Source organism: Actinocrinis sp. (genome assembly GCF_035605935.1).
Lineage (GTDB): Bacteria > Actinomycetota > Actinomycetes > Streptomycetales > Catenulisporaceae > Actinocrinis.
Genome location: NZ_DATNGK010000050.1, coordinates 17,093 through 42,743, shown reverse-complemented (window position 1 = coordinate 42,743; position 25,651 = coordinate 17,093). Strand labels below are relative to the sequence as shown.

22 protein-coding genes and 1 pseudogene are annotated in these 25,651 nt (G+C 69.4%); 7 read left to right on the top strand and 16 right to left on the bottom strand.

What is annotated here, in order from left to right; genetic code table 11:
• From VN779_RS03845 to VN779_RS03835, 3 genes are all read left to right on the top strand, one after another.
• On the top strand, positions 1-227 hold a 227-nt coding region (locus tag VN779_RS03845), incomplete at its 5' end, for a DUF5941 domain-containing protein (RefSeq protein WP_325720186.1).
• A 61-nt stretch (positions 228-288) separates the two neighbouring features.
• A complete protein-coding gene (locus tag VN779_RS03840) occupies positions 289-1,470 on the top strand; it encodes a hypothetical protein (RefSeq protein WP_325720184.1) in 1,182 nt (393 codons plus the stop codon).
• 127 nt (positions 1,471-1,597) lie between these two features.
• On the top strand, positions 1,598-2,893 hold the full coding sequence (locus VN779_RS03835) for a serine hydrolase domain-containing protein (RefSeq protein ID WP_325720182.1): 1,296 nt from the start codon (positions 1,598-1,600) through the stop codon (positions 2,891-2,893).
• A gap of 82 nt (positions 2,894-2,975) precedes the next feature.
• On the opposite strand, the gene VN779_RS03830 is transcribed toward VN779_RS03835, so the two are convergent.
• Together VN779_RS03830 and VN779_RS03825 are read right to left on the bottom strand one after the other, a co-directional pair.
• Complete coding sequence (locus tag VN779_RS03830; RefSeq protein WP_325720180.1) at positions 2,976-3,620, bottom strand: response regulator transcription factor; 645 nt, start codon at positions 3,618-3,620, stop codon at positions 2,976-2,978.
• Positions 3,584-4,912 carry a sensor histidine kinase gene (locus VN779_RS03825; RefSeq protein ID WP_325720178.1) on the bottom strand — a complete coding sequence of 443 codons (1,329 nt, stop codon included), beginning with the start codon at positions 4,910-4,912 and terminating at the stop codon, positions 3,584-3,586. Before VN779_RS03825 ends, VN779_RS03830 begins: the two co-directional genes overlap by 37 nt.
• 213 nt (positions 4,913-5,125) lie before the next feature.
• Between VN779_RS03825 and VN779_RS03820 the strand changes: the two genes are divergently transcribed.
• Positions 5,126-7,537 carry an MMPL family transporter gene (locus VN779_RS03820; RefSeq protein WP_325720176.1) on the top strand — a complete coding sequence of 804 codons (2,412 nt, stop codon included), beginning with the start codon at positions 5,126-5,128 and terminating at the stop codon, positions 7,535-7,537.
• Here the strand turns inward: VN779_RS03820 and VN779_RS03815 are convergent.
• The 11 genes and pseudogenes from VN779_RS03815 to VN779_RS03765 form a co-directional block, all read right to left on the bottom strand.
• Positions 7,490-8,893 (bottom strand): annotated as a pseudogene (locus VN779_RS03815) (sensor histidine kinase); the annotation flags it as partial. The gene VN779_RS03820 and the pseudogene VN779_RS03815 overlap by 48 nt on opposite strands.
• Positions 8,890-9,591, bottom strand: coding sequence for a response regulator transcription factor (locus VN779_RS03810; RefSeq protein ID WP_325720174.1), 702 nt, complete (start codon positions 9,589-9,591; stop codon positions 8,890-8,892). The gene VN779_RS03810 and the pseudogene VN779_RS03815, both read right to left, overlap by 4 nt.
• 225 nt (positions 9,592-9,816) lie before the next feature.
• Positions 9,817-10,464 (bottom strand): hypothetical protein, encoded by a 648-nt coding sequence (locus VN779_RS03805; protein ID WP_325720172.1) that lies wholly within the window; start codon positions 10,462-10,464, stop codon positions 9,817-9,819.
• A 2-nt stretch (positions 10,465-10,466) separates the two neighbouring features.
• Entirely contained in the window at positions 10,467-11,204 is a 738-nt protein-coding gene (locus VN779_RS03800) for a hypothetical protein (protein ID WP_325720170.1), read from the bottom strand.
• The gene (locus tag VN779_RS03795; RefSeq protein WP_325720168.1) at positions 11,197-12,426 is read right to left on the bottom strand and encodes an ABC transporter permease; all 1,230 of its coding nucleotides are present in this window, start codon (positions 12,424-12,426) and stop codon (positions 11,197-11,199) included. Before VN779_RS03795 ends, VN779_RS03800 begins: the two co-directional genes overlap by 8 nt.
• On the bottom strand, positions 12,426-13,301 hold the full coding sequence (locus VN779_RS03790; protein WP_325720166.1) for an ABC transporter ATP-binding protein: 876 nt from the start codon (positions 13,299-13,301) through the stop codon (positions 12,426-12,428). Before VN779_RS03790 ends, VN779_RS03795 begins: the two co-directional genes overlap by 1 nt.
• Positions 13,298-14,755, bottom strand: coding sequence for an efflux RND transporter periplasmic adaptor subunit (locus VN779_RS03785; protein ID WP_325720164.1), 1,458 nt, complete (start codon positions 14,753-14,755; stop codon positions 13,298-13,300). Before VN779_RS03785 ends, VN779_RS03790 begins: the two co-directional genes overlap by 4 nt.
• A 151-nt stretch (positions 14,756-14,906) precedes the next feature.
• Positions 14,907-15,221 carry a hypothetical protein gene (locus VN779_RS03780; RefSeq protein WP_325720162.1) on the bottom strand — a complete coding sequence of 105 codons (315 nt, stop codon included), beginning with the start codon at positions 15,219-15,221 and terminating at the stop codon, positions 14,907-14,909.
• Positions 15,222-15,223: 2 nt separating this feature from the next.
• Complete coding sequence (locus tag VN779_RS03775; RefSeq protein WP_325720160.1) at positions 15,224-15,889, bottom strand: hypothetical protein; 666 nt, start codon at positions 15,887-15,889, stop codon at positions 15,224-15,226.
• Positions 15,886-16,464, bottom strand: coding sequence for a hypothetical protein (locus tag VN779_RS03770; RefSeq protein WP_325720158.1), 579 nt, complete (start codon positions 16,462-16,464; stop codon positions 15,886-15,888). The genes VN779_RS03775 and VN779_RS03770 overlap by 4 nt, the downstream gene beginning before the upstream one ends.
• A gap of 129 nt (positions 16,465-16,593) precedes the next feature.
• Positions 16,594-17,304, bottom strand: coding sequence for a hypothetical protein (locus tag VN779_RS03765; RefSeq protein ID WP_325720157.1), 711 nt, complete (start codon positions 17,302-17,304; stop codon positions 16,594-16,596).
• A gap of 181 nt (positions 17,305-17,485) precedes the next feature.
• Here VN779_RS03765 and VN779_RS03760 point away from each other — a divergent pair, with 181 nt between their 5' ends.
• Together VN779_RS03760 and VN779_RS03755 are read left to right on the top strand one after the other, a co-directional pair.
• The gene (locus VN779_RS03760; protein ID WP_325720156.1) at positions 17,486-19,867 is read left to right on the top strand and encodes an FdhF/YdeP family oxidoreductase; all 2,382 of its coding nucleotides are present in this window, start codon (positions 17,486-17,488) and stop codon (positions 19,865-19,867) included.
• Positions 19,868-19,969: 102 nt separating this feature from the next.
• A complete protein-coding gene (locus VN779_RS03755; protein WP_325720155.1) occupies positions 19,970-20,611 on the top strand; it encodes a TetR family transcriptional regulator in 642 nt (213 codons plus the stop codon).
• A gap of 45 nt (positions 20,612-20,656) precedes the next feature.
• Here the strand turns inward: VN779_RS03755 and VN779_RS03750 are convergent, their stop codons facing one another.
• Positions 20,657-21,862, bottom strand: coding sequence for a type II CAAX prenyl endopeptidase Rce1 family protein (locus VN779_RS03750; protein ID WP_325720154.1), 1,206 nt, complete (start codon positions 21,860-21,862; stop codon positions 20,657-20,659).
• A gap of 113 nt (positions 21,863-21,975) precedes the next feature.
• Between VN779_RS03750 and VN779_RS03745 the strand changes: the two genes are divergently transcribed.
• Entirely contained in the window at positions 21,976-22,674 is a 699-nt protein-coding gene (locus VN779_RS03745) for an ABC transporter ATP-binding protein (protein WP_325720153.1), read from the top strand.
• Here VN779_RS03745 and hemB read toward each other — a convergent pair.
• The gene (hemB, locus tag VN779_RS03740; RefSeq protein ID WP_325720151.1) at positions 22,628-23,611 is read right to left on the bottom strand and encodes a porphobilinogen synthase; all 984 of its coding nucleotides are present in this window, start codon (positions 23,609-23,611) and stop codon (positions 22,628-22,630) included. The two genes, VN779_RS03745 and hemB, sit on opposite strands and share 47 nt — an antisense overlap.
• Before the next feature lie 146 nt (positions 23,612-23,757).
• Positions 23,758-25,527 (bottom strand): uroporphyrinogen-III synthase, encoded by a 1,770-nt coding sequence (locus VN779_RS03735; RefSeq protein ID WP_414639570.1) that lies wholly within the window; start codon positions 25,525-25,527, stop codon positions 23,758-23,760.
• Positions 25,528-25,651 lie beyond the last annotated feature (124 nt).

Below are 25,651 nucleotides of genomic sequence, written 5' to 3'. Positions count from 1 at the left end.
CGGCCAGCGTGCCCCGGTGGCTGACGGTCGCAGGCGGGCTCGGTTTCGAGGGCCGCGTCGTGATCCTTGTGCTCGCGAGCTTCATCCCGACGAAGCCGGCACACCACGGACTCACGTACGCGTTCGTCGCGCTCGCGGTGTACCTCTGGGCGCTCTTCCTCGCCGAATCAGTGCACTTCTGGTTGCGCCCGACCGCGACCGCCCTGCTGCCCGGCGACGCGGTATAGCGAGGGAGAGTATTGTCGCTTCGCTAGATCGACCATGAAATCAAATACGGAGGGCGGGGCGGTGCACAAGCGCCGAATATCTTCGGGGATCGCGGTACTCGTAGTGGCTGGAGCGCTGACGCCCTTGCAGGCTCACGCGGTCACGACCACTTCCAAGGTTTCCGCACAGGCCGCGAGCACCGGATCCGGTTTCACGCCGCTCAGTCCGGTGCGCATCCTGGACACGCGCAAGGGAATCGGTGCCCCTGCGGCGAAAGTCGCGGCGTTCGGCACCGTGAGCCTCAAGGTCGCCGGAACGGCCGGAGTGCCCTCGGGCGTCACGGCGATCGCGGTGAACATCACGGTCGTGAACCCAACGCAAGGCGGATACATCACAGCCTATCCGGGCGGGCAGACCAAGCCCGGGGTCTCGAACCTGAACTTCAAGCCCGGTCAGACTATTCCGAACACGGCGATCGTCCAGGTCGGCTCAAACGGCTACGTGAACTTCGCGAACGGCAGTGGCGGAACGATCGACCTGCTGGCAGATCTGGCGGGCTATTACAGCACCGCGTCTCCCGACCTGTATTGGGCGCAATACCCGTCGCGCCTGCTCGACACGCGCGGCGGCAACGGAACGTTGCCGGCTAACGGCGTCGTCAAGGTCCAGGTAGAACTGGCTACGGCGGCCAACCTCAACATCACTGTCACGAACCCCCAGCAGGGCGGCTATATCACCGCTTACCCGGATGGCGGCAGTCGGCCGACAGCCTCCAACGTCAACTTCAGCGCTGGCCAGACCGTCGCGAACGGTGCGACGGTGCAGGTCGGCGCGGACGGCTATGTGGATTTCGTGAACGGCAGCGGCGGCAGCGTCGATTTGATCGTCGATTTCTCCGGCTCATTCGTCGCCGCAACCGACACCGCAGACGCCCCCGCCCACTACTTCCCGATAACGCCGACCCGGGTTATGGACAGCAGGGCGGGCAAACCGTTCGCTCCCGGCGGAGCGGCTACCTTCTATCAGGCCGGATACCACGCCGTAGTCGCGAACTTCACGGTTACGAATCCTACGGCAGGAGGCGTTCTGGAGGTGTATCCCGCGGATGAGGAAGTCAACCCGGGGACATCTCTCCTGAACTTCGCGCCGAACCAGACGGTCGCGAACGCGGGCACCTTCACCTCCGGCCCGGGAATCGACATCGTGAACATGTCCGCGGGGTCGACCAACGTGATCATGGACGTGTTCGGGTACTACGCCTGATCGTCGCCTCGGGGTGGTGCCAGCACCACCCCGAAGACTGACTCTGCTACCCGTGAAGGTCTGACCAGGATTCGGAAGACTCCTCGGTGTCCAGTTCAGCGAGACAAGGGCAGCGGGGAGTTTTTTCGTGGACGCGAAGTACATGAAGTACATGCGGGCTTTCGCTCGCGCGGGGCACACGCGGGTCGGCGTAGTGGTCGGGGTGGCCGGTGCGGTGGCGCTGGTGTGCGGGGCGCTGGCGCCGGTCGCTCAGGCGGCGGCCCCGGCAGGCGCGTCTGGTCCGGGCGCCGCGGCTCCGGCGTTGGTCGCCGGTGTCGGCACGCCGACGCCGCAGCTGCCGCCGCTGGATCCGGCGGCTTTGCGGGCGGCCATCAGCGGCCTGCCGAATGCCGATATCACCGGCTCGCTTTTGCAGGTGAACGACCTTCAGACCGGTGACGGGTGGCGGGGCGTGTCAGGGATCGGCGACGTGGCCACCGGGCGGGTGCCGTCGGCCGCCGACCGGTTCCGGATCGGCAGCGTGACGAAGGTCTTCACGGCCACGGTGACACTGCAACTGGTCGCGGCGCACCAGGTCTCGCTCACCGAGACCATCCAGCACTACCTGCCTGGCGAGCTACCGGCCTCGTATCCGCCAATCACGGTCGCCGAACTGCTGAATCACACGAGCGGGCTGCCCGGCGTGGATGTCGGCGATGACGAGGGCGATCCTGCCGGATTCGTCGCGCACCGCTTCGAGCATCCGACGCCGCAGCAGATCGTCGGGGCGCTGGCCGGCGAGCCGATGGCCTTCGCGCCGGGGACCGCACAGCGGTACAACGGCGTGAATTACTTCCTGCTCGGCATGCTGATCGAGCGCGTCACCGGGCACAGCTACGGCGAGGAGGTGAACGCCCGGATCATCAGGCCGCTGGGCTTGCACGACACGTCGGCGCCGGCCGCGACCTCGTTCCGGATCCCGGGCCCGCACCTACACGGCTACCTCGCGGTTCCGGCGGCCGACGGCAGCGGCGCCACGACGCTCGTCGACGTCTCGGAGCAGAGCCCTTATCCGTGGGCGGAGGGCGGCATGATCTCCTCGGCGCGGGATCTGCGGACCCTGATGGTGGCGCTGTTCACGGGGCGCTTGCTGCCGAGCGCGGAGTTGAACGACATGTTCACGGTGCCGGACGTGCCGTATGTCGCCGCGGATCAGTGCCAGGTTGGGAATCCCGGACACGCCTGCTTCGGCATGGGGCTGATGAGCGCGACGCTCGGCGGCGTGACGGTATGGGGGAAGACCGGGTCGCGGCCGGGCTACACCGACGGCGTCTTCGCTACGCAGGACTTGCAGCGCGTGCTCGTGTACGCGTTCAGCCCGACGAGCGAGTCGGTGAATTCGAGCCCGTTCATTCTGGCCATAGCTCACGCAGCACTGCGCTAAGCCGACGCTCTCGTAGCGTCTGCCAACCGGGCTTGATGCCTGATTTCTCCGACACGGGGCGGAGAAATCAGGCATCAGCGTTTCACCGATCGAGGTACGCGAGGACGGCGAGCACCCGGCGGTTGTCGTCATCGGACGGCGGCAAGTCCAGCTTGGTGAAGATGTTGGAGGTGTGCTTCGTTACCGCGCGCTCGGTGACGACGAGACGCTGTGCGATCGCCGCATTGGACCGGCCCTCGGCCATCAGCGCCAGCACCTCGACCTCGCGGGCGGTGAGCCGGCCCAGCGGCTCCCGGCTGCTGCCGCGCGCGAGCAGCTTGGCGATCACCTCCGGGTCCATCGCGGTGCCGCCGGCCGCCACCCGCTGGACCGCGTCGACGAACTGCGCCGCGTCGAAGACCCGGTCCTTGAGCAGATAGCCGACTGCGCCGGTGCCGTCCGCGAGCAGTTCGCGGGCGTAGAGCTGCTCGACGTACTGGGAGAGGACGAGCACCGGCAACCCCGGCACTTGACGGCGCGCGGCGAGGACGGCTTGCAGGCCCTCATCGGTGAATGTCGGGGGCATACGCACATCGACCACCGCCACATCCGGGCGGTGGTCGATCAGTGCTTTGAGCAGGCTCGGGCCGTCGTCGACGGCCGCGACGATCTCGAAGCCGTGGGCTTGCAGCAGCCGGGATAGACCCTCTCTCAGGAGGAAGAGGTCTTCGGCGAGGACAACGCGCACGGGATCTCCAGGGCGACTACGGTCGGCCCGCCGGGCGGGCTCGTCACGGTCAGCAACCCGTCGAATGTACCGATCCGGCGCTCCACTCCGCGCAATCCCGTGCCGCCGGCCGGATCCGCCCCGCCGCGGCCGTCGTCGGCCACGGTCATCCGCAGCAGCCCATTCTCGTAAGAAAGGTCGATCCACGCGCGGCTCGCGCCCGCGTGCTTGGCGACGTTGGTCAGCAGTTCGCTGGCGGCGAAGTACGCCGCGGATTCCACTGGCGGCAGGGCGCGGCCGGGCAGGTCGGCGGTGACTTCGACGTTCAGCGCGCTGTCCAAGGCGAGGGCGCGCACCGCGTCGGCGAGCCCGCGGTCCGCCAGCACCGGCGGGTGGATGCCGCGCACCAGGCCCCGCAGTTCGGTGAGGGCCTTGATGGAGGCGTCACGCGCTTCCAGCAGCAGGGCGCGCGCCTCGTCCGGGTGCCCTTCCAGCAGGGCCTCCGCCGCGCTCAGGTTCATGCCCATCGCCACCAGCCGGGCCTGCGCTCCGTCGTGCAAGTCGCGCTCGATGCGGCGCAGCTCGGCCGCCGAGGCGTCCACGGCGTCCGCGCGGGTCTCGGTAAGGCGCTGCACGCGCAGGGCCAGCTCGGCGGAGCGGGTCGGCTTGAGCAGAACCCGGGTCCACAGCGCGTGCGCCCGCAAAAGACCCGGCGCGGCGTAGAAGCCGAGGACTGTGATGAGCACACCCATCCCGGCCGGCACCCAGCGCCACTTCTCGTTGCCCTGCTGGACGTGTACGAAGGTGTACCAGTCGTTGTAACCGTGCCGCACGAGCAGCGGCCACAGCGCGGACAGCACGATGCCCTCGATGCCGTAGAGGAGCAGCACGGCGGCGAACAGACCGAGCACGAAGCCGACGACCATATCGAGGAAGCTCCAGCTCAGGTCACGCCAGGTCGCCGGGTCCCGCAGGATCCACCGGCAGCGTTCGGCGATACCCATCACTCCGCGCTGGAATCGCGGCTTCGGCCGGTACGGGCGCTGGATGTTCACGCCCTGCCAGCGCCACGCGAGGTGGCGGGAGAGGTTCGCCAGCTGCCGGCAGACGACTGTGGAGATCGGCAGCAGCAGCAGGCCGACGCCGAGCCCGATGAACGCGAGCACGTCCACCTGCAGCACAACGACGCCGATGTTCAGGCCGGCGATGAAGGTCAGTACGAGCCCTTGCCACGGAGCGAGCATCGCGCGCTTGATCCGCGACGTCGGCGGCCTGCGCACTGCGGCTGCGTCCACCGAATCGGTGATCGTCATCTTCCCGTACCTCCTGCTGTTCGACCCTGTCGCCAGACAGTCTGTTTGCACTCGCGGTGGCGCGCACGGGACCTACGCGGCCGATTCGGGGGTGTACCTACGTACACCCTAATTGGGGGCTCAACCGCATGTCAGAGGCATGGTCTCGCTTCCTAGGTTTGAGGTGGGGGTCGGTGAACCGCACCACCCGCACAGCCCACGAGGGAGATTCCCGTGCAGACATCGGTACGACAAGAGGGCGGACGCAATCTCGCCGCCGCGCTGGGCGGCTGGAGCGCTCGGCATCGCAAGACCGCCGTCTTCGGCTGGCTGCTGTTCGTGGTGCTCGCGACCGTGATCGGCGGCGCGGCCGGACAGCGGCACCTGACCGACGCGCAGCAGGGCACCGGCGACTCGGCGCGGGCGTTGCAGATCTTGCAGGACGCACACATCGCCCAGCCCGCCAGCGAGATGGTGATGGTGCACAGCGCGACGCAGACCGCTGACAGTGCGCAGTTCCGCGCCACCGTGCAGAACGTCATCACCGCGGTGCAGGGCACGAAGCTGACGCAGAATCTGCGCGATCCGTACTCGGCCGGCCTGATCTCGGCAGACAAGCACAGTGCCCTGATCGAGTTCGACATGACCGGTGACTCCGCTACCGCGCCGGATCGGGTGCAGCCGGTCATGGACGCGGTCGCCAAGGCCGGGGCGGCGAATCCGGGAATCACCGCGAGCGAATTCGGTGACGCGTCGGCGAACCACTGGTTCAACAACACGCTCGGCAAGGATTTCAAGCACGCGGAGTGGACAGCTGTACCGCTCGCACTCGGCATCCTGCTGGTCGCCTTCGGCGCGCTGCTCGCGGCGATCCTGCCGGTGCTGCTGGCGTTGACCGCGTTCATGGCCGCGATCGGCCTGCTCGGCCTGGCCAGCCACTTCAGTGCGGTGGACTCGTCCGCCAGCTCGGTGATGCTGCTGATGGGCCTGGCCGTCGGTGTCGACTACTGCCTGTTCTACCTGCGCCGGGAGCGGGAGGAGCGCGCCGCGGGGAAGGATAAGGAGACCGCGCTGCGGATCGCGGCGGCGACCTCAGGCCGCTCGGTGCTGGTCTCCGGGCTCACCGTGATGGTCGCGATGGCCGGGATGTTCCTGTCCGGCATGCACATCTTCGAGGGCTTCGCCGTGGCGACGATCCTGGTGGTCGCGATCGCGATGCTCGGTTCGGTGACCGTGCTGCCCGCGCTGCTCTCGATGCTCGGTGACAAGGTCGAATTCGGCCGGCTGCCTGGAGCGAAGCGGCGCGCCGCGCGGCGGGTCAGCAAGAACGCAGCCGGCGGCGGCCGGGTCTGGAACGCGACGCTGGGCAAGGTCGCGGCGCATCCGCGGGCGACGCTGCTGGGCGCCACCGGCTTCCTGGTCCTGCTGGCCGGTCCGGCGTTCGGCATGCACACCGAGAAGCTGACGGTCGATCAGCAGGTGCCGCAGAACATTGCGATCGTGCAGACCTATCAGCAGATCATCAAGACCTTCCCCGGCGGTCCGGCGCCGGCGACCGTGGTGATCAAAACCTCTGATATTCAGGGGGCTGCGACGCAGAACGCGATCCACCAGTTCGAGCAGGCCGCCCTGCGCACCGGTGAACTCGGCGATCCGAGGACCGGCAACCCGATCAGGGTGCAGCTCTACCCGTCGGGAAACGTGGCACAGATCCAGGTTCCGTTGGCGGGGAACGGAACCGACGCCACCTCGCTGCACGCGCTGGACATCCTGCGCAACCAGGTCGTGCCGCAGACCCTGGACAAGCTACCGGGCGCACAGGTGGCGGTCGGCGGGCAACTGGCCTTCGGCGTGGACTTCAACGCACAGCTGCACCACTCGATCGTGCCGGTGTTCGCGTTCGTACTCGCCATCACCTTCCTGCTGATGTTGGTCGCGTTCCGCTCACCGGTCATCGCCCTGACCGCGATCCTGCTCAACCTGCTTTCGGTCGGCGCGGCGTACGGCGTGATGACGGCGATCTTCCAGCACGGCTGGGGCGCGGGTCTGGTGCACTCGCAGGTGCCCGGAGCGATCGAGTCCTGGCTGCCGCTGTTCGTGTTCGTAGTCTTGTTCGGCCTGTCCATGGACTACCACGTGTTCGTGGTCTCCCGGATCAAGGAGGCGCGCGAGCGTGGGATGAGCACCGAGCGCGCGGTGATGCACGGGCTGCGGTCCGCGGCCGGCGCGGTCACCAGCGCGGCGGTCATCATGGTGGCGGTGTTCGGGGTGTTCGGAACGCTGTCGATGCAGGACTTCAAGCAGCTGGGGGTCGGCCTCGCGGTCGCCGTGGCGCTGGACGCCACCGTGATCAGGGTGCTGTTGCTCCCGGCGGTGATGATCCTGCTCGGCGAGCGCAACTGGTCGCGGTCGCTACGCCGGGCCGCTCCGGTCACCGCTACGGCGTCCTCCGAGGCCGGAGCCGTCGTTCCGGCGCAGGCCGGGTACGTCGCCCAGCACGGCGACGCTGGGCACGAGGCGCCGTTCAACCGGCTCGGCCGGTTCGGGCAGCCGGAGACTGAGGACCGCCCCGCCGTCGGGATGGTTGGCGGCCGACACGGTGCCCCGGTGCGACTCGGCGACCTGGGCGACGATGGCCAGCCCTAGGCCGGAGCCGGGCCGGTCGCGCATCGAGGCGGCCCGGTAGAAACGGTCGAAGACATGCGGCAGGTCACCCTCAGGGATGCCCGGGCCGTGGTCCCGAACGGTAAGCGTGTGGCCGGCCAGGGTGATTTCCACCCGGCCGGCCGCGCCGCTGAATTTGGCGGCGTTGTCCAGCAGGTTGGCCATCGCGCGCTGGAGCCGGTCGGGCACGGCGACGATCCGGGTCGGGGCGATGTCCGCGGTGAACTCGACCCGCGGCCAGTGCAGCCGGGCACGGTCCACCACGTGCTCGGCCAGCGCGTTCCAGTCCAGCTCCTCGAAGGCCGCGGCGGGTTCCTCTCCCCGCGCGAGCTCCACGGTGTCGGCGACCAGGCCGGTCAGGTCGTCGATCCCGAGCAGGACCGAGGAGATCAGCCGTTCCCGGTCGTCCGGGTCGAGCAGTTCGATTTTGCGCAGCACCTCGACGTTGGTGCGCAGGGAGGTGAGCGGGGTGCGCAGCTCGTGCGAGGCGTCGGCGACGAGCTGGCGCTGCCGGTCGGTGGAGTCCTGCACGGCGCTGAGCATGGCGTTGAAGCTGACCGCGAGCCGGCCAAGCTCGTCGCGGTCGGCCCGGTCGCCCGGGTCGATGCGGTGCGCCAGGTCGCGGGTCGCGGCTACCCGCTCGGCCGCCTCGGTCAGCTGGCCGATCGGGCGCAGCGCGGTGCGGGTTACCCACCAGCCAAGGCCGCCGGCCAGCAGGATTCCGGCCAGTCCGGCGGCGAACAGTTCCAGGCCGAGCTGGCCGAGCTGGTCCTCGGCGGCCCCCAACGGTAGCGCCACCTCGAGCGCGGTGCCTTTGGCTAGCGGAGCGACGACTATGCGCACGTCGGCACCCTGGAAGTTGATCGTGCGGCGCTGCTCACGCGCCGTCCCCGCAGCCACGGCCAGATCCGTGGAGGTCACCGGAAGCAGCGCGGTCTGTTCGGAATTCGCCAACGGCTTGCCGGTGGCGCGCACGATCTGGACGTAATCCACGGCGTCGCCGAAGTGCCCGCGCGGGCCGAACGTGAAACTCGTGGCCGTGGCCAGGGTCGAGCCGGGCGGAAGCAGCCTGAAGGGCTGCGGGCCTTTCGGGCGGGTCTTCACCTTGGTGTCGGTGACGAGGTACTTCGCTCCGTCTACCTGCTTGTCCAGCTGCCGGTCCACGCCGCCGTAGAGTTCCGCGCGCACGGCGAGGTAGGCGAAGGTCACGCCGCCGCCGATCCCGAGCGCGACAGCGAGGGTAGCAGCGAGGGTGATGCGGCTGCGCAGGGTGAGGCGGCGGAACCGGCGCGACAGTGCCCTGATACGAGCCAGGGCCGCCGCCGCCGCGACGGTCATGCCCGGCACTCCCTGATGGTGTACCCGACGCCGCGCACCGTGTGGATGACGCGCGGAGCCTCGCCGATCTCGGTCTTGCGCCGCAGGGTGGAGACAAAGACCTCGAGCGAGTTGGAACCGGGGCCGAAGTCGTAGCCCCAGATCCGGTCGATGATCAGCTCGCGGGTGACTACCCGGCCGCAGTTGCGTAGCAGCAGTTCCAGCAGTTCGAACTCGGTCTTGGTCAGGTCGGCGCGCCGCCCGGCCCGGATGACCTGACGGGCCGCCAGGTCGAGGGCGAGGTCGCCGCATTCGAGCGTCGGCGGCGGGGGCGGGGTGTGCTGGGTGGCGCGCCGCAGCAGGGCGTTGACCCGGGCCACCAGTTCGACCAACGCGAACGGCTTGACCAGGTAGTCGTCGGCCCCGGCGTTGAGGCCGAAGACCCGGTCGGCGATCGCGTCGCGGGCGGTGAGCATCAGGATCGGGGTGCGGTCCTCGGCGGCGCGCAGCGCGCGGGCCACGGCGAGGCCGTCGATGCCGGGCATGGCCACGTCGAGCACGAGGGCGTCCGGCGGGGTCTCGCGCACCGCTTCCAGGGCGGCGGCGCCGTCGGCGGCGAGGGTGACCGAGAAACCCTCCAGCTTCAGCGCCCGGCCCAGCGCCTCGCGTACCTCGCTGTCGTCGTCGACGACGAGCAGCCGCGCTCCACCGTTGACCATGGTTCACCCCTAGAAGTACTGGACGGGCTCGGCGGCCCGGCCCGCCCCCGATTCGTGAATCGAGGACCTGGACGAGCCGCCGCCGGCGCTAGTGCGACCGGCAGCAAGCCCGTACCGCAAGAGTGGATGAAATTGCTGAAAGCTGCCTTAGAGGGACGGTGACAGAACAGCAACAAAGGGCTGCGTTCGAAAAAGACGGCCCCAAGGCACGCGGCGATTGGATGATCAGCTGGTCGGGGCGCCGCTTGGCCTGGCTCCGGGCGAGGGCAGCAGCGGCGAGCAGATCTTCAGCGCGGCCGCCACCTTCGGGTCGTTCGGGTCGAGACCGCCCAGATACCGGTCCACCCGGTTAGCGCTGGAGGTCGCGGTCGGGAAGGCGGTCGGCCGCGTCGTCGGGATTGTGACGCCCTGCTGCGTCATGCAATTGCGGAACGCGACCAGTTGCGTGCCGCCACGGGCGCCGCCGAATCCGCCGAAGCCACCGGTCGGCCGCACCGAGACGCAAGCCTGCATCGCGGCCTGCATCTGCGGGCTCTGGCTCTGGCCGAAGAATCCGCCGCCACCCCCGCCACCGAATCCGCCGAAACCTCCCGAGGGCCGTACGCCGGTTGGCCGGTTCGTGGGCCTGGTGCGGGAGGGGAAGGAGGTGGGGATGTTGGCGCCGTGCTGCCGTAGACAGTCGAGATAGGCCGAGTTGCCGTTGCCGGATGACGACGACGCCGAGGTCGGCGTCGAGGCCGCCGCCGGAGTCGTCCCGGTGCTACCGCCGCAAGCCGCCAGCACTCCGGCCGCGGTCGCGGCCGCGGCTATCGCGATCGAGGCCTGGATGACGCTCTTTCGCGCGCCACCGCTCAGAACCCTGCTGCTGTTCATGGTCACTGCCCGCCAGTGGTGTTGGTGCCCGAGGTGGATGAGGAACTGCTCGCCGTGATCGAGGTGGCGGTCACGTCGCCGCTGTTGTCGTTAGTGCCCGCGATGACCACGGTCTGGCCCGGCTTGAGCTGCGACAGCGCGCCGGACTTGGTCACGTTGATCACGGTGGAACCGCTGGTGGTGACCGTGTAGACGCTGCCGTCCGCGGCGGTGACATACAGCTTGTTGCCGCTGACCACGGTCACGGTGCCGGTGATCGCGCCGCCGCCCGCTGCCCCGGTCCCGCCGCGGCCGAAGAACCCGCCGGTACCAGCGCCTGTGCCGGTTCCGGTCCGTCCGGTCGTGCCGGTTCCGGTCCTGCCTCCGGTGAATGCCGCCGCGAAATTGCCGCGCCCGCTCGACGAGGAGCCGCCGAGGTGCTTCTGCACCAGCACTCCCCCGACGAAGCCCGCGCAGATCAGCGCCGCGCCGGCCAGCGCCAGGGTGATTTTCGGCAGCTTCAGCCGCGGCGGACGCGCGGCCAGCGCGGTGCCGAGGTCGTCGGCGCGCGGCGGGATCGCCAGCAGGTCGGCATCGGCCGCGTCAGCGCCGTCCGCATCGAGGGTGCCGAGATCGGCGGCCTCGAGTTCGGCGGCGTCGAGTTCCGCGTCCTCGTACTGGATCAGCTCCGCCGTCCGCACCAGGTCCGGATGGGGTTCGCCGGCCGCCGCCGCGGCCCGCCTGGTTTCGAGCTCACTCATGACGTAGCGCCTCAATCGGGTGGAGTTTGGCGGCCCGGTTCGCCGGCAGCGAGCCGAAGACCAGGCCGATCACGGCAGACACACCGAACGCGAGCAGGATCGAGGAGGGCACCAGCACCGGCTTGATCCCGTCCACGGTGAACCGGGAGCCGACCACGCCGGCCACCACGCCGAGCGCCCCGCCGACGACCGAGAGCAGCACCGCCTCGATCAGGAACTGGCCGAGGATCGCGCCACGCGGCGCGCCGAGCGCCTTGCGGATGCCGATCTCGCGGGTCCGCTCGGTGACGGTGACCAGCATGATGTTGGTGACTCCGATCCCGCCGACCAGCAGCGAGATCGCGGCGACCGCGGCCAGCAGCACGGTGAAGGTCTGCGTCGTGCTCGCGGCCGTGGACAGCAGCGTGGCCTCGTTGGTGACCGTGAAGTCCTCGCTCGCCGCGGTCACGTGATGCGCCTCGAGCAGCAGGCTGGTCACCTCGGCCTGCGCGGCGTTCGCCGAGCCCGAGTCCTTGGCCTGCACCGCGATCTCGCTGAGCGAGCCGAAACCGGTGAGACTGTCTTGCACCGTGGTCAGCGGGGCGATCGCGATGTTGTCCGGGTCGTTGAAGGTGCTCGCGCCGCCCTTGGCCGCGAGCGTGCCGACCACGCTGTACGGCACCCCGCCGAGCTGGACGGTCTTGCCGATCGGGTCGATGCCGCCGAACAGATTGGTCACCACGGTCTGCCCGATCACCACGACCTTGCGATGCTGGTTCACATCCTCGGCGGTGAAGGAGGATCCTGACGCGATCGAGTCATTGGAGATCGACAGGTAGGCCGGGTAAGTGCCGACCATCTGGTTGATCGAGGTGGTGGCGCCCTCAAAGGTGGCGGTGGCTGAGGTGGAGGCCACCGGCGCCACCACCGACACGTCAGGGTCCTGCTCCGAGCTGGCCAGCAGTTGCGCGTCGGCGACGGTCAGGTTCGAGGTCTTGCTCTGGGTTCCGGTGCGGGTGGCGGCGGCCCGGCCGAAGCCGCCGGCCTGCCTGGTGACGGTCAGCAGGTTCGAGCCGAGGCTGGAGATGCGGGCCTGCACGGCCGCGCCGCTGCCCTGGCCGACCGCGATCAGCAGGATGACCGCGCCGACGCCGATGAGGATGCCGAGCGTGGTCAGGCCGGAGCGCAGCTTGTTGGCCTTGAGGCCGCGCAGGGCGAAACGGAAGACTTCGCGTGCCCGCATCAGACACCTGGCCGGATCGTGGTCGGGGTGGCTGGGAGTGCGGGCTGCGGGGGTGGCGCCGCGTGCCGACCCGCGTCGGCCGTAGCCAGCCGTGGGGGAAGGCCGTCGGCGGGCGCGAGTCGGACGTCTTCCACGATCAGCCCGTCGACGAGGCGGACGAAGCGCTTGGCGTGCGCCGCGATGTCCTCTTCGTGGGTGATCAGGACGATGGTGCGGCCCGAGGCGTTGAGCTGGTCGAACAGGCTCATGACCTCGTAGCTCGACCGGGTGTCCAGGTTGCCGGTCGGTTCGTCGGCCAGCACCAGGGAGGGCGCGGTCACCAGTGCGCGCGCCACGGCGACCCGCTGCTGCTGCCCGCCGGAGAGCTGGTTGGGATGGTGGTCGATCCGGTCGCCGAGCCCGACCAGGTTCAGCGCGGCCAGTGCCCGGCGGCGCCGCTCTGGGCCGCGCACCCCGCCGTACACCAGCGGCAGCTCGACATTCTCGAAGGCCGTGGTGCGCGCCAGCAGGTTGAAGGACTGGAACACGAAGCCGATCTTGCGGTTGCGCACCAGTGAGAGCTGCCGCTCGTCGAGGTCCGCGATGGCGATGCCGTCCAGCCGGTACTCCCCGGAGCTGGGCACGTCGAGGCAGCCGACGATGTTCATCAGCGTGGACTTGCCGGAGCCTGACGCGCCCATCACCGCCACGTAGTCGCCGTGCGGGACGTCGATGTCGATGCCGCGCAACGCGTGCACCGCCGCGTCGCCCTCGCCGTACACCTTTCGCAGGCCACTGATCCAGACCGCGCTGGGCCGCGGTGGGGCGTAGACGGTTGCCGCTGCCGCGTCAGCCGTGGCGTCGGCGTAGCCGTTAGCGGTGTGCGCCTCGGTCATCCCCTGCCTCCAGTGACGGCCGCGCCGCCGCCCGTGCCCAGTCCGCCGCCGAAGCCGGTTCCGCCGCCGAGGCCGCCGAAGCCGCGTCCGCTGGTGCTTCCGGTCGTGGTGGCCAGGGTCAGCAGCACGTTCTGGCCCTGCGAAAGACCGCTGGTGATCTGGGTGTTGGTGGTGCCGACGATCCCGGTGGTGACCGGGGTGATGGTCTCCTTGCCGTCCGAGCCGACGACGGTGACGATCGAGCGGCCGCCGGCCGTGGTGATGGCCGAGTTCGGCACGTAGAGGGTGTCGCTGGCCTCACCGGTGACGATGGAGATCGAGGCGGACTGGCCGGGGCGCACGCTGGACGGCACCGCATCGGTCAGGTCGAGGGTGACCGCGTATTCGACCACGTTGGAGACGACGGTCGAGGTCGGCGAGATCACCTGCACCTGCGCGGGATACGACTTGCCGCTCGCGTTGAGCGTGACGGTCGCGGACTGCCCTGCCTGCACCGAGGAGACGTCGGTCTCGGAGACGTTCGCGGTGACCTGAAGCTGACTCAGGTCGGCCATCGTGATGAAGGCCCCGGAGCTGGCGGAAGAAGAGGATGAGGACGAGGCGGACGAAGATCCGGACGATCCGCTCGCGGAACCTCCGGTGCTCGCGCCGCTACCGCTCGATCCGCTGGAGGAGCTGGAACCGGTCGGCGCGCCCGTGGTCGTCGACCCGGCGCTGACCGAGGAGCCCACGAGCCCTGCGATGCTGAGGATCGTGCCGTTGCTCGGCGCGGTGATCGAGGTGCCCGCGACCGCGCTCTGGGCGGTGTTCACGGCCGCCTTCGCCTGGGTGACCGCCTCCTGGTCCTGGGCGATCGTGCCGGGATCGACGTAGGCGCTGTTCGCCTGCTGCGCCTTGAGCAGCGTGAGCGAGTTTTCGGCGTTGCTCAGCTGCTGCGCGTCCTGCGTGCAGGCCTGCGAGGTCGAGGAGGAGGTGCACTTCGCGGCCGAGTAAGCGTTCTGCGCGTTGGTGACGGCCTGCTCGTCCTGGGTGAGCTGCGCGTTGTTCAGCGCCACCTGGGTGGAACTCGGACCGTTCTGCGCCTTGGCCAGGTTGTCCTGAGCGACCGTCAGCTGCTGCTGCGCCTCGGTCAGCTGGAGGTTGGCCTGCGTTGGATCGATCTTGGCGAGCACTTGGCCGGAGGTGACCGTCTGGCCGACTTTCACGTCGATCTCGCTGACCTTGCCCGAAGCGCCGAAGGCGAGTGAGGAGGTCGCGGCGAGCGCGAGGTTGCCGGAGGCGGAGACTGAGGCGATGACCGTGCCGCGTTGCACGGGCGAGGTACGCGTGGTGGCGGCTCCTGCGCTGGTGGCCGGGCCGACCGTCGCGTAGGCGACACCCGCGCCGGCCAGCACGAGCGCGGCGAGCGACCCGTTGAGCACGAGTCGGCGGCGGGAGGACTTGAGCGGCGTCATGGCCCGGAGTGTTGGGCGCTAATCTGAAGCGAAGGTGAAGTACAGAGCGTTTGCACGGGATTCTCAGAGTGCGCTCAGCGAACTGTTACTTTCCCATGACACAGCGCTCGCTTACTGAGAAGGACGGCTGGCCGGTCCGGTAACTTTCGCGCTAGCGGCCGTATCGGGCGAGCCAGGTGATCGCCGCGGCGAGGTAGCCGAAGAGGCCGAGGATCGCGATCCCGGCGATGGCCGCGCCAGTCGCCACGTCGGTGCGGGTCGCCGTAGTCCACAGCGCGCCACGAGCCTGATCGCCGAGGACGAACGGCGCGGCGATCAGCCAACCGCCGAGCAGCGCTACAAGGAACAGTCCGGTCAGCGCAGTGATCGGGGCCTTGGGCCGGGGTACGGCGACCGAGATCGACGGCAGCTCGGCACGGCCGGGCTCGATGCGGTCGCAGCGCTGGGCCGGAACGTTCGCGGACATCTTCACGACTCCTGTCGTCGGCGCTGATCGCCACGCTCTTGATCGTGACCGGCCTGCTCTTGACTGCGCAGATCGGCGGCGAGTGCGGCGACCAACGGCGTCAGCATTTCGCGCAGCGCGCGGCTGGAATTGGACGCGGCGGCGAAAGTGGTTCGCGGTTCGGACTCGGGCGCGGACTCTGCTTCAGCGTCTGGCTCGAGCTCAGGTTCGGGGTCGGGTTCGGGTTCGGGGTCGGGTTCGGCGGCCTGATGCTCAGCGGTCTCTTGATCGGTTTCGATTTCGGGTTCGGTTTCGCATTCGGCGAGGTCGACCCGCGGGCGAAGACGCGAGAACAGCGCGGCGGCAAAGAAAATCGCGGAAAGCAACGCGACCGCGGTGATTGCCGCGCCGGTCTCCAGCTCGACGGCGGCCGTCCGCGGCACCTTCGTGGCCCCACGTCGAATGTCGAGCGCATAGGGAGCGAGCAGCAACCAGCCGCCGCCTAACGCGCACAGGACTGAGGCGACCAGGCCCAGGTACGGCGCGACCACCGGAGCTGGCGCCTGAATCGCGGCGAGCGCGGGGAGCGCGGCGCTGGCGACGGGCGCCGTGCACGGCTCGGCCATCGAGTCGGTGTCCTCTTCGACCTGCGCGGTGGGGCTGGTCGATTCGGTGGTTGTGGCTGTCATGCGCGCGCCTGCTCGACGAGATCCCACGTGGCCGCACGGACCAGCGTGGAGAGTGCGAGCGGACGCAATACCTCGACGGCGGCCCGGCGCGCTCGTTCGGTCAGCCCGGTCCAGCCGCGCCGTCCGGCCGTCTCAGCCGCTTCCGGCTCGGCCGCCTCGGGGATAAGGCGCGCCGCCGCGCAGGCGAGTAGCGGATAGGCCAGCGGATCGCGCTCGATTCCCTCGGCCATCGCGGCAAGCATCACGCCGACAAGGGCGAGTTCTTCATCGGCGCGTAGCAGCGAGAATTCGGCGCCGATCCAGGAGTTGAGCGCCTCGTCGAGCGTGCCGGCCAGGGTCGCGCGGCCGCCGCCAGGCTGTGTCGATTCAAACTGGGCCGATTCAAACAGGGCCGACTCGATCGGGCCAGCCGGTTCGGCGGGTTGCGCGGGTCTGCGCGGTTTTGGGACCGCCTCGCCCGAGAGGCGGTCCTTGAGCATGAACGCGGCGATCGAACCCACCGCCATCGCGGGGACCGACGCGAAGAGTTCCGCGTAGTCGCGGTGCACGAAGGTCTCGAAGCCCGTGGCGTCCACCGGGTGAATCTTGCCAACCGCACGCAGCGGTGTCAGCAGGCTTCATTCCCGGGAGTGACAGCCCGTCACCCGCAGGTGTGCCGTGACCAGTGATCGGACGGCCCGGTCAGTGGTCGACGGCCGTCGCGGTCAGAGCAGGCCAGCGACCTGGTTGAGCAGTCCGGAAAGCGTCGACTTGGCCTGGCCGAGGCCGGTGGACACGTTGCCCGGCACGCCGGGCGCGACCTGATTCAGCGTCTTGTCGACCTCGGACGCGTTGAGTTGATCGAGCGGAAGCGAGCTGGCCGGAAGCAGGCCGGTCAGCTCGGTCAGGTTCCCGCTGCCGCCATCGGTGATGCTGCTGTTGCCATTGCCGCTGTTGCTACTGCTGCCGGTGTTGCCGCCGGAGGCCGACGACCCGGCAGCGGTCGACGGAGAGTTGCTTGTCGCGCCGCCCTGCGGCCTTACGTGCTCCGGCACGCCGCCAACGGTCGCGCCATGTGCCCAGGTCGGCTCCTGAACCTGCTGCCGCGGTCGCACACCCGTCGCCGAACCGGAACCGGGCAGCAGGCCCTGGGTCACCGAACCGGCTCCGAGCGCCGGAAGCGTGCCGACCGACAGCGTTCCGGGAGTGAGGCCGCCGCCGGCGAGCGAGCTGACATCCGCCACCGGCACCGGCGCGCCGAGGCCGCTGGCCGCCAGGTCGACCGCATCGCCGCCCGGCGCCCCGCCCGCCAGGTTCGCACCGGCGGGATCGAGCGCGGCGGCGGTCAAGCCCACCCCGGTGAGGGTGGCGCCGACCGCCAGTGTGCCCAGCGCGATGGTGCGCACCCGTGTCCGGGGTTTGGCATGGGTTCCCATCAGAATGTTCCCTTCTGGCCGGGCACGCGCTGCGCACCCGGCCGCACAGCCCTCTTGGAAGGCGCGGAGCCTCCATTGCATGAGGAGCCACTAACGGGCGTAGGTCGAATAACAGACAATTCACTCAATGGGGTGAGCCATGCGGAGCGGTACAGTGCAGGTAGGACCCCAGGAGGCGAAGATGGCCACCACTGCACCACGACAGGATCCGGCCGACGAGAACATTTCCGTCGACGCCGCGAAGGACTGGGCCGCCGGGGTCCCGGCGGTGGCGCACTCGCTGCGCATGGCGCAGCAGCAGATGGGCGTCAAGCGCGCCGCGCTCACTCTGCTGCGGGTCAATCAGGTCGGCGGCTTCGACTGCCCCGGCTGCGCCTGGCCCGAAGGCGAGGACCGCGGGCACCTGGAGTTCTGCGAGAACGGCGCGAAGGCGGTCGCCGAGGAGGCGACGCTGCGCCGGGTCACCCGCGCGTTCTTCGCCGAGCACTCCATGGCCGATCTGGCCGGCAAGTCCGACTACTGGCTAGGCCAGCAAGGCCGGCTCACCGAACCGATGTACAAGGCCCCCGACGCGGATCACTACCAGCCGATCGGCTGGCCCGAGGCGTTCCGGATCACCGCCGACGCGCTGCGCGCCTGCGCTCCGGACGAGGCGGTTTTCTACACCTCCGGCCGCACCTCGAACGAGGCCGCCTTCCTCTACCAGCTGATGGTCCGTCGCTACGGCACCAACAACCTGCCGGACTGCTCGAACATGTGCCACGAGTCCAGCGGTTCCGCGCTCAGCGAGACGCTCGGCGTCGGCAAGGGCTCCGTCTCGCTGGAAGACCTGTACAAGGCCGATCTGATCATCGTGGTCGGCCAGAATCCGGGCACGAATCACCCCCGGATGCTTACCGCGCTCGAGCGGGCCAAGCGCGCGGGCACGCAGATCGTCGCGGTGAACCCACTGCCGGAGGCCGGCCTTATCCGGTTCAAGAACCCACAGACCGTCAGAGGTCTGGTCGGCGGCGGCACGCCGCTGGCCAATGCCTTCCTCCAGATCCGCCTCGGCGGCGACCTGGCGCTGTTTCGCGCGCTCGGGAGACTGGTGCTGGAGGCCGAGGACCGCGCGCCGGGGCAGATCCTGGATCGCGCGTTCATCGAGCAGCACACCCATGGGTTCGAGGCGTACGCGAAGGACGTCCGCGAGACGTCCTGGGACGAGGTGCTCGAATCGACCGGCCTGCCGCGTGAGCAGATCGAGGCGCTGGGCAAGCGGGTGCTCGCGGCGCGCAACATCATCGTGTGCTGGGCGATGGGTCTGACGCAGCATCGGCACGCGGTGCCGACCATCCGCGAGATCGTCAACTTCCTGCTGCTGCGCGGCAACGTCGGCCGGCCGGGCGCGGGAGTGTGCCCCGTGCGCGGCCACTCCAACGTGCAAGGCGACCGCACCATGGGCATCTACGAGAAGCCGCCGGCCAAGTTCCTCGACTCGCTCGCGGCCGAGTTCGGCTTCGAGCCGCCGCGCGAGCACGGCTACGACACGGTGGATGCGATCCGGGCGATGCGCGACGGCAAGGTCAAGGTGTTCTTCGCGGTCGGCGGCAACTTCGTGAACGCGACTCCAGACACCGCGGTCACCGAGGCGGCGATGCGCAACTGCGCGCTGACCGTGCAGGTCTCCACGAAGCTCAACCGTTCGCACGCGGTCACCGGCCGGGCCGCGCTGATCCTGCCGACCCTCGGCCGCACGGAACGGGACACGCAGGAGGGCGGCGAGCAGTTCGTCACGGTCGAGGACTCGATGTCGATGGTGCACGCCTCACACGGCCGGTTGGCGCCGGCGTCGCCGCAACTGAAGAGCGAGGTGGCGATCGTCGCGGGACTGGCCAGGGAGCTGTTCGGCGACCGGGTTGTCGGGGCCGAGACGGACGCCGCGACGGAGGCCGGGGGCGGGGCTGGAGCCAGCGACGGGGTCGAGCCGGTCGAGTGGGCCTGGCTAGCCGCCGATTACGACCGGATCAGGGATCGGGTGGCGCGCGTCGTGCCCGGTTTCGCCGACTTCAACGCGCGCGTGCGCGAGCCCGGGGGCTTCCAGTTGCCGCACGGCCCGCGCGACTCACGGACCTTCCCCACGGCGACCGGCAAGGCGAACTTCACCGTCAATGAGCTTGAGGTGCTGCGCGTGCCGGAGGGGCACCTGCTGTTGCAGACCGTTCGCTCGCACGACCAGTACAACACGACTATCTACGGGCTCGATGACCGGTATCGCGGTATCAAGCAAGGGCGCCGGGTGGTATTCGTGAATCCGGTCGATCTCGCCGGGCTCGGCTTCGCGGACGGCGACCAAGTGGATCTGATCTCGGTGTGGCGCGACGGAGTAGAGCGACGCGCCCCGAATTTCCGCGTCGTGCGCTATCCGACGGCGCGCGGCTGCGCCGCCGCGTATTTCCCGGAGACGAACGTGCTGGTGCCGCTGGACTCGACGGCGCAGGTGTCGAACACGCCGACGTCCAAATCGGTAGTGGTGCGGCTGGTTCCGGCCAGCGCGCCCGCCGCGGCGCCAGCAACCGGCTGACAGAACAGGCAGCTGAGGCCGGGGAAGCTGAGACTCCACCAGATGGCGCAACCGATGCTCCGTCACAAATGCAATCTATCGAGCCATATATAAACTGACGGTATGACACAAGTACGTACCGTTGACGGGCGGATCGCCGGCCGCCGGGGTCAGGCCACCCGCACCCGGCTTCTCGAATGCCTCGGCGAGTTGATCGCGTCCACCTCGTACCGGGACGTGACCGTGATCGACGTGGCCCGGCAGGCCGGGACCTCGCCCGCCACCTTCTACCAGTACTTCCCGGACATCCAGACCGCGGTGGTGGAGCTGGCCAACGAGGTGCTGCGGGAGGCCGCGACACTCAAGGACCTGGCCGCGGAGCAGAGCTGGGCCGGGCGCTCCGGGACGGTGGCGGCCGGGGCGCTGGTGGACGGCTTCCTCGACTTCTGGCGGGAGCACGACGCGATCCTGCGCGTGGTGGATCTGGCCGCCGCGGAAGGCGACCGCAGGTTCTCCCGGATACGGATGAAGCTGCTCAACTCGGTGGTGCAGGCGCTGACCGAGGCGATCTCGGAGTTGCAGCGTGGCGGGCGGCTGGACGCCGACGTGCATCCGGCCGCGACCGCGGGCGCGCTGGTCACCATGCTGGCCGCGAGCGCCGCGCACACCAAGGCCTTCGACAGCTGGTCGGTCAAGGACGGCGAGCTGCGTTCCGGCCTGACCAGGCTGGTGGCCTGGGGGGTCACCGGGCGCAAACCGGCCTGAAGCACGCCGTTGAACGAAGCGGGCCCGTCGATCGAAGCAGAGCTGTCAGACGCCGACCGCCGTGCGCCACTGGTTGAAGCGGCGGCGGGCTGAGCGGTCGGACAGCTCGATGCAGGCGATCACGATCACCATCACGAAGGTCGCCAGGCCCAGCGCGAGCAGCCCGAGTCCGGCCAGCGCGGGCTGGAGTGAACCGGCGAACTCCAGTGCGTCGTAGACGGCGTGCGCGAGCACGATCGGCCACAGCAGCCGCCAGCGCCGGTAGACCCAGATGTTGACGACGGTGAAGCAGATGACCGCGAGCGAGGCCCAGCCGTAGTACAGGTGGAACGGGATCCGCAGCGCGATGGCGACCAGGTAGATCACCCAGGCTCGCTTGCCGAAGCCGGCTTGTTCGAGGGCGGTGACCACCATGCCGGTGATCAGCACCTCCTCGCCGAAGCCGGCGGAGAGCGCGACCACGATGCCGACCGGGACCATCCACAGGCTGTGGCCCTGGTCCGGTGCGCCGGTAGACCTGCCGGTGACGTTGACGTAGATCACCACGGCCAGCAGGAAGCCGAGCACGCCGGCCATGGAGAGGAAGAACGCGCGAGCGAACTGCCAGCCACGGCCGCGCTCGGCGGGGCGAGTCGGTCCGTAACCGACTTGCGGGTATGGCGCGTAGTTCTGGTATCCGGGCGGTGTGGGGGCGGAGTACGGCGGCGCGTACAGCTGCGTCTGCGTTGGATACGGGTATTGATACTGCTGCGCCGGGTATTGAGCGGTCGGATACTGCCCATAGGGCGCATAGAGCGCTGGCGGCTTCCGCTTGGTGAAGTGTCCGAAGATCGAGCCGAGGGTCAAGCCCCGGCGCAGGCTGAAATAGGCCACGCCGAAGATCACGGTGGCGGCCTGCATGATGTACTGCATCATCTCGCTGCCGGCCTCGATCCAGGAGTGGATCTGCTGGTCGGAGCCGAGCGACGGGTTGGTGAGCAGGCCGACCGCGCTGATCACGCCGAGGCCGAACGCGACGAAGTAGACGATGCCGATCTCGGTCAAAGCACGCAGCGCGGAGATGCGGACAGGCTGGTTCGACGCCGATTCGGGGGCGGCCTGCGGCAGCGGAGGCTGCGGCTGGGCTGGATGGAGCGGCTGCGCCGGGGGCTGCGGCTGGACGGAATCGACCGGCTGAGGCAGAGCGGACCGCAGCTCGGGCGGCTGGGCCTGAGCGTCGGACGCTCTGCCCTGTTCCTGAGTGTGGTCCACCGGCACTCCAAGTTCCGATCGTCACCGCTTGATGGGTGACAAGTACCCCGAATACGCGAGAGTCTGCTTTGTATCACGCTCGCCTGTGAACGCAGGCTAAGGGAGATGTGAATTTGGTTCCATCCGCTGCGCTGCGGGTCGACGGCATTACCGCCGGATATCGGGGCGTTCCGGTACTGCGCGACGTGAGCTTCGAGGTTGACGAGGGCCGGGTGCTCGGGCTCGTCGGACCGAACGGAGCGGGCAAATCGACGCTGCTCGACGTGGTCTGCGGGTCGCTGCGGCCGACGGCGGGTCGGGTATGGCTGTTCGGGCGGGACGTGACCCGGCTGCCGATGCATCGACGGGCACGGCTCGGGCTTGGGCGCACCTTCCAGCGGCTTGAGCCGTTCAGTTCGCTCAATATCGCGGACAACCTGCGGGTCGCGGCTGAGTTGTCCCGCTCAGCCGGACAGCCTTCTGCCGACCCCACTGTTGTCGTGCGCGACCTGCTGCGGCGCTTCGCGCTCGTCGACTTCGCAGATGAACCACTCGCCGCCGTACCCACCGGCGTGGCGCGGATCGTGGAGATCGCTCGCGCGCTGGCCGCCGGGGCGCGGGTCCTGCTGCTCGACGAGCCTTCCTCCGGCATGAGCGAGCAGCAGGTGGCGGAGTTTGCCGAGACCGTGCGCGCATTGCGCGGCGACGGGCTCTCGCTCGTCCTCGTCGAGCACGATCCCGAACTCATCGCCGCGGTGAGCGACGAAGTACTCGAACTGCGGCTACTCAGCCGAGCAGACGGATCGCGTCCAGCGCCCAGTAGGTCAGGATGATCGACGCCCCGGCGCGCTTGATGGAGGTAAGCGTCTCCAGCACGGCCTGGTCCCGATCGATCCAGCCGTTCGCCGCGGCCGCCTCGACCGTCGCGTACTCGCCGGAGATCTGATACGCCGCCACCGGTACATCCACCACGTCGGCGACCCGGCGCACGATGTCTAGATACGACCCGGCCGGCTTGACCATCACCATGTCCGCGCCCTCGGCCAGATCCAGCCGCACCTCGCGCAGGGCCTCGATCGCGTTCGCCGGGTTCTGCTGATAGGTCTTGCGGTCGCCCTGAAGCTGCGACTCCACCGCGTCCCGGAACGGCCCGAAGAAGGCCGAGGAGTACTTCACGGCGTAAGCCAGTATGCCCGTGTCCTGATATCCGGCGCCATCCAGTGCCCGGCGCACGAAGCCGACCTGGCCGTCCATCATCCCGCTCGCGCCGAGCAGGTGTGCGCCCGCCGCTGCCTGGGCGATGGCCATCTCGCCATAAATCTCAAGGGTCGCGTCGTTGTCGACCGCCCCGTCCGCGCGCAGAACGCCGCAGTGGCCGTGGTCGGTGAACTCGTCGAGGCACAGGTCACTCATGATCACGGTCGAGTCGCCGACCTCGTCGGCCACCTCGCGAATCGCCCGCTGCAGGATGCCGTCCGGATCGACCGCGGCCGAGCCGATCGCGTCGCGTTCCTCCGGAACGGCGAACAGCATCAGGCCACCGACTCCGGCCGTCACTGCCTCATGCGCCGCTTTGCGCAGGCTGGAGAGCGTGTGCTGGTAGACGCCCGGCATCGAGGCGATCGCCGCCGGCTCGTCAAGGCCCTCCTTCACGAACAGCGGCAGCACGAAATCGGCCGGGTGCAGCCGGGTCTCGGCCACCAGCCGACGCAGCGCGGGCGTCTGCCGCAGCCGCCGCGGCCGCACGTTCGGGAACTGGGACTCTGTCATGAAACCAGCCTATCCGCCTTGCTGAACCCAGACTTTAAATCCGCCGGATTCGCCGCCTCTGCGCACGATTCGGGGTACGTGACCCCATCACGCCGGGACGACGCCCTACGGTTCACCGCGCGCCGCCCGGCCTTTCCGTCCTCTTGCTACTTCGCCCGCCGGGCCCGCGAGGAACGCCGCTCCGAGGGCCGCAGCACCGGCTCACCGGCCGCGATCGCGGCCTCGCGCCGGGCCTGCCCGAACGCGGCCAGCGCCTCGGCGAGCACCGCGGCGCTCGGCGCGGGCGCGAGCACGTCCACGCGCAGGCCGTGCTCCTCGGCGGTCTTCGCGGTCTGCGGACCGATGCACGCGATCACCGTCGACGCATGCGGCTTGCCCGCGATCCCGACCAGGTTCTTGACCGTGGAGGAGGAGGTGAACAGGACCGCGTCAAAGCCGCCGCCCTTGATCGCCTCGCGCACCTCGGCGGGCGGCGGCGCGGCGCGCACCGTGCGGTACGCGGTCACGTCGTCCACTTCCCAGCCCAGCTCGACCAGACCCGCCACCAGCGTCTCGGTAGCGATGTCGGCCCGCGGCAGGAAGACCCGCTCGATCGGGTCGAAAGCTGGATCGTAAGCCGGGAAGTCCTCAAGCAGCCCGGCCGCCGATTGGTCGCCCGAAGGCACCAGGTCAGGCACCACGCCGAAGGCCCTTAGCGCCTTGGCCGTCTGCTCGCCGACCGCCGCGACCTTGATCCCGGCGAAGGCGCGCGCGTCGAGCCCGTACTCCTCGAACTTCTCGGACACCGCCTTGACCGCGTTGGCCGAGGTGAAGGCGACCCACTCGTACCGCCCGGTGACCAGGCCCTTGACCGCGCGCTCCATCTGCTGCGGGGTGCGCGGCGGCTCCACGGCGATGGTCGGCACCTCGTGCGGTACCGCGCCGTAGGACTGAAGCTGCTCGCTGAGCGCTCCGGCCTGCTCCTTGGTGCGCGGAACCAGCACCCGCCAGCCGAACAGCGGCTTGGTCTCGTACCAGGACAGTTCGGAGCGACGCTCCACCACCGAACCCACGACCACCACGGTATCCGTGGAGGCGGCAGCCGCGGAGGGCTTGACCGGTTCGGCCTTGAGCGCCGCGGCGATCCGGTCAAGCGTGCCGGTGACGGTGCGCTGGGAAGTGAGCGAGCCGTCGATGGTCACCGCGACCGGAGTGCTTCCGGGGCGGCCTGCCGCCAGCAGTTCCGCGGCGACCTCGTCGATCCGGTCGCCGATGCCCAGCAGCACCAGGGTGGAGGTGGCCGCGCCGGCTTCGCCGAGCTGCCGGTGCCAGTCGGACCAGGCGGTGAAGTCGGCGTTTCCGTTGGGGTGCGGGGCGGACAGCATCCGCACGTCGCCGATCGAGCCCTTGCTCAGCGGGATGCCCGCGAAGACCGGGACCGCGGTCGCCCTGGCGAGCCCGGGCACCACCTCGAACGGCAGGCCGGCCTTCGCACAGGCGGCGGCCTCGGCTTCGAAGGAGCCGAAGAGGCCGGGATCGCCGTCGAGGAGACGGACTACCGACTTACCGTCGCGCACCGCGGCGATGATTTCGTCGATGCAGACCAAGGGGTGCGCGCCGACGAACTCGGCGGTGTCAGCTGGCTGAGCAGCCGGCACCGAGAAGCCGTCCGCGTTGAGCGCGTTGTCCGCCGGCGTGGCGGGCATCAGCTCGATGACCTGGGTCCGCTCGTGACAGCGCGGCTCGAACCGGGCGCGCAGCCGGGAGTCGACCACGAGCACGTCCGCGTCGGCCAGCAACGCGGCCGCCCGGACCGTCAGCAGGTCGGGGTCACCGGGCCCGGCGCCGACGAAGCTGACCCGGGCGCGGGCCGCGGCACGCGCGCGCTGCGGCTCGGCGGTGTAAGCCTCTTGATCGGCCGCTGAGTCGTCCGCGATCGAGGCGTCCCGTGCGGCGCCATTGAGCGCGGTCGGCTTCAACGCAGTGCCAGCGTCATTCAGCGCAGCGTCATCCAACACCGCACCGTTGCCGCGCACGGCAGCGCCATTCACCGCGGTCCCG

What these genes read in the sequence shown, in the direction of transcription:
- VN779_RS03825 (WP_325720178.1), bottom strand. Translation starts at nt 4,912, where the DNA reads ATGACGATCACCGATTCGGTGGACGCAGCCGCAGTGCGCAGGCCGCCG.
- VN779_RS03810 (WP_325720174.1), bottom strand. Translation starts at nt 9,591, where the DNA reads ATGGTCAACGGTGGAGCGCGGCTGCTCGTCGTCGACGACGACAGCGAG.
- VN779_RS03805 (WP_325720172.1), bottom strand. Translation starts at nt 10,464, where the DNA reads ATGAACAGCAGCAGGGTTCTGAGCGGTGGCGCGCGAAAGAGCGTCATC.
- VN779_RS03800 (WP_325720170.1), bottom strand. Translation starts at nt 11,204, where the DNA reads ATGAGTGAGCTCGAAACCAGGCGGGCCGCGGCGGCGGCCGGCGAACCC.
- VN779_RS03795 (WP_325720168.1), bottom strand. Translation starts at nt 12,426, where the DNA reads ATGCGGGCACGCGAAGTCTTCCGTTTCGCCCTGCGCGGCCTCAAGGCC.
- VN779_RS03790 (WP_325720166.1), bottom strand. Translation starts at nt 13,301, where the DNA reads ATGACCGAGGCGCACACCGCTAACGGCTACGCCGACGCCACGGCTGAC.
- VN779_RS03785 (WP_325720164.1), bottom strand. Translation starts at nt 14,755, where the DNA reads ATGACGCCGCTCAAGTCCTCCCGCCGCCGACTCGTGCTCAACGGGTCG.
- VN779_RS03780 (WP_325720162.1), bottom strand. Translation starts at nt 15,221, where the DNA reads ATGTCCGCGAACGTTCCGGCCCAGCGCTGCGACCGCATCGAGCCCGGC.
- VN779_RS03775 (WP_325720160.1), bottom strand. Translation starts at nt 15,889, where the DNA reads ATGACAGCCACAACCACCGAATCGACCAGCCCCACCGCGCAGGTCGAA.
- VN779_RS03765 (WP_325720157.1), bottom strand. Translation starts at nt 17,304, where the DNA reads ATGGGAACCCATGCCAAACCCCGGACACGGGTGCGCACCATCGCGCTG.
- VN779_RS03760 (WP_325720156.1), top strand. Translation starts at nt 17,486, where the DNA reads ATGGCCACCACTGCACCACGACAGGATCCGGCCGACGAGAACATTTCC.
- VN779_RS03755 (WP_325720155.1), top strand. Translation starts at nt 19,970, where the DNA reads ATGACACAAGTACGTACCGTTGACGGGCGGATCGCCGGCCGCCGGGGT.
- hemB (WP_325720151.1), bottom strand. Translation starts at nt 23,611, where the DNA reads ATGACAGAGTCCCAGTTCCCGAACGTGCGGCCGCGGCGGCTGCGGCAG.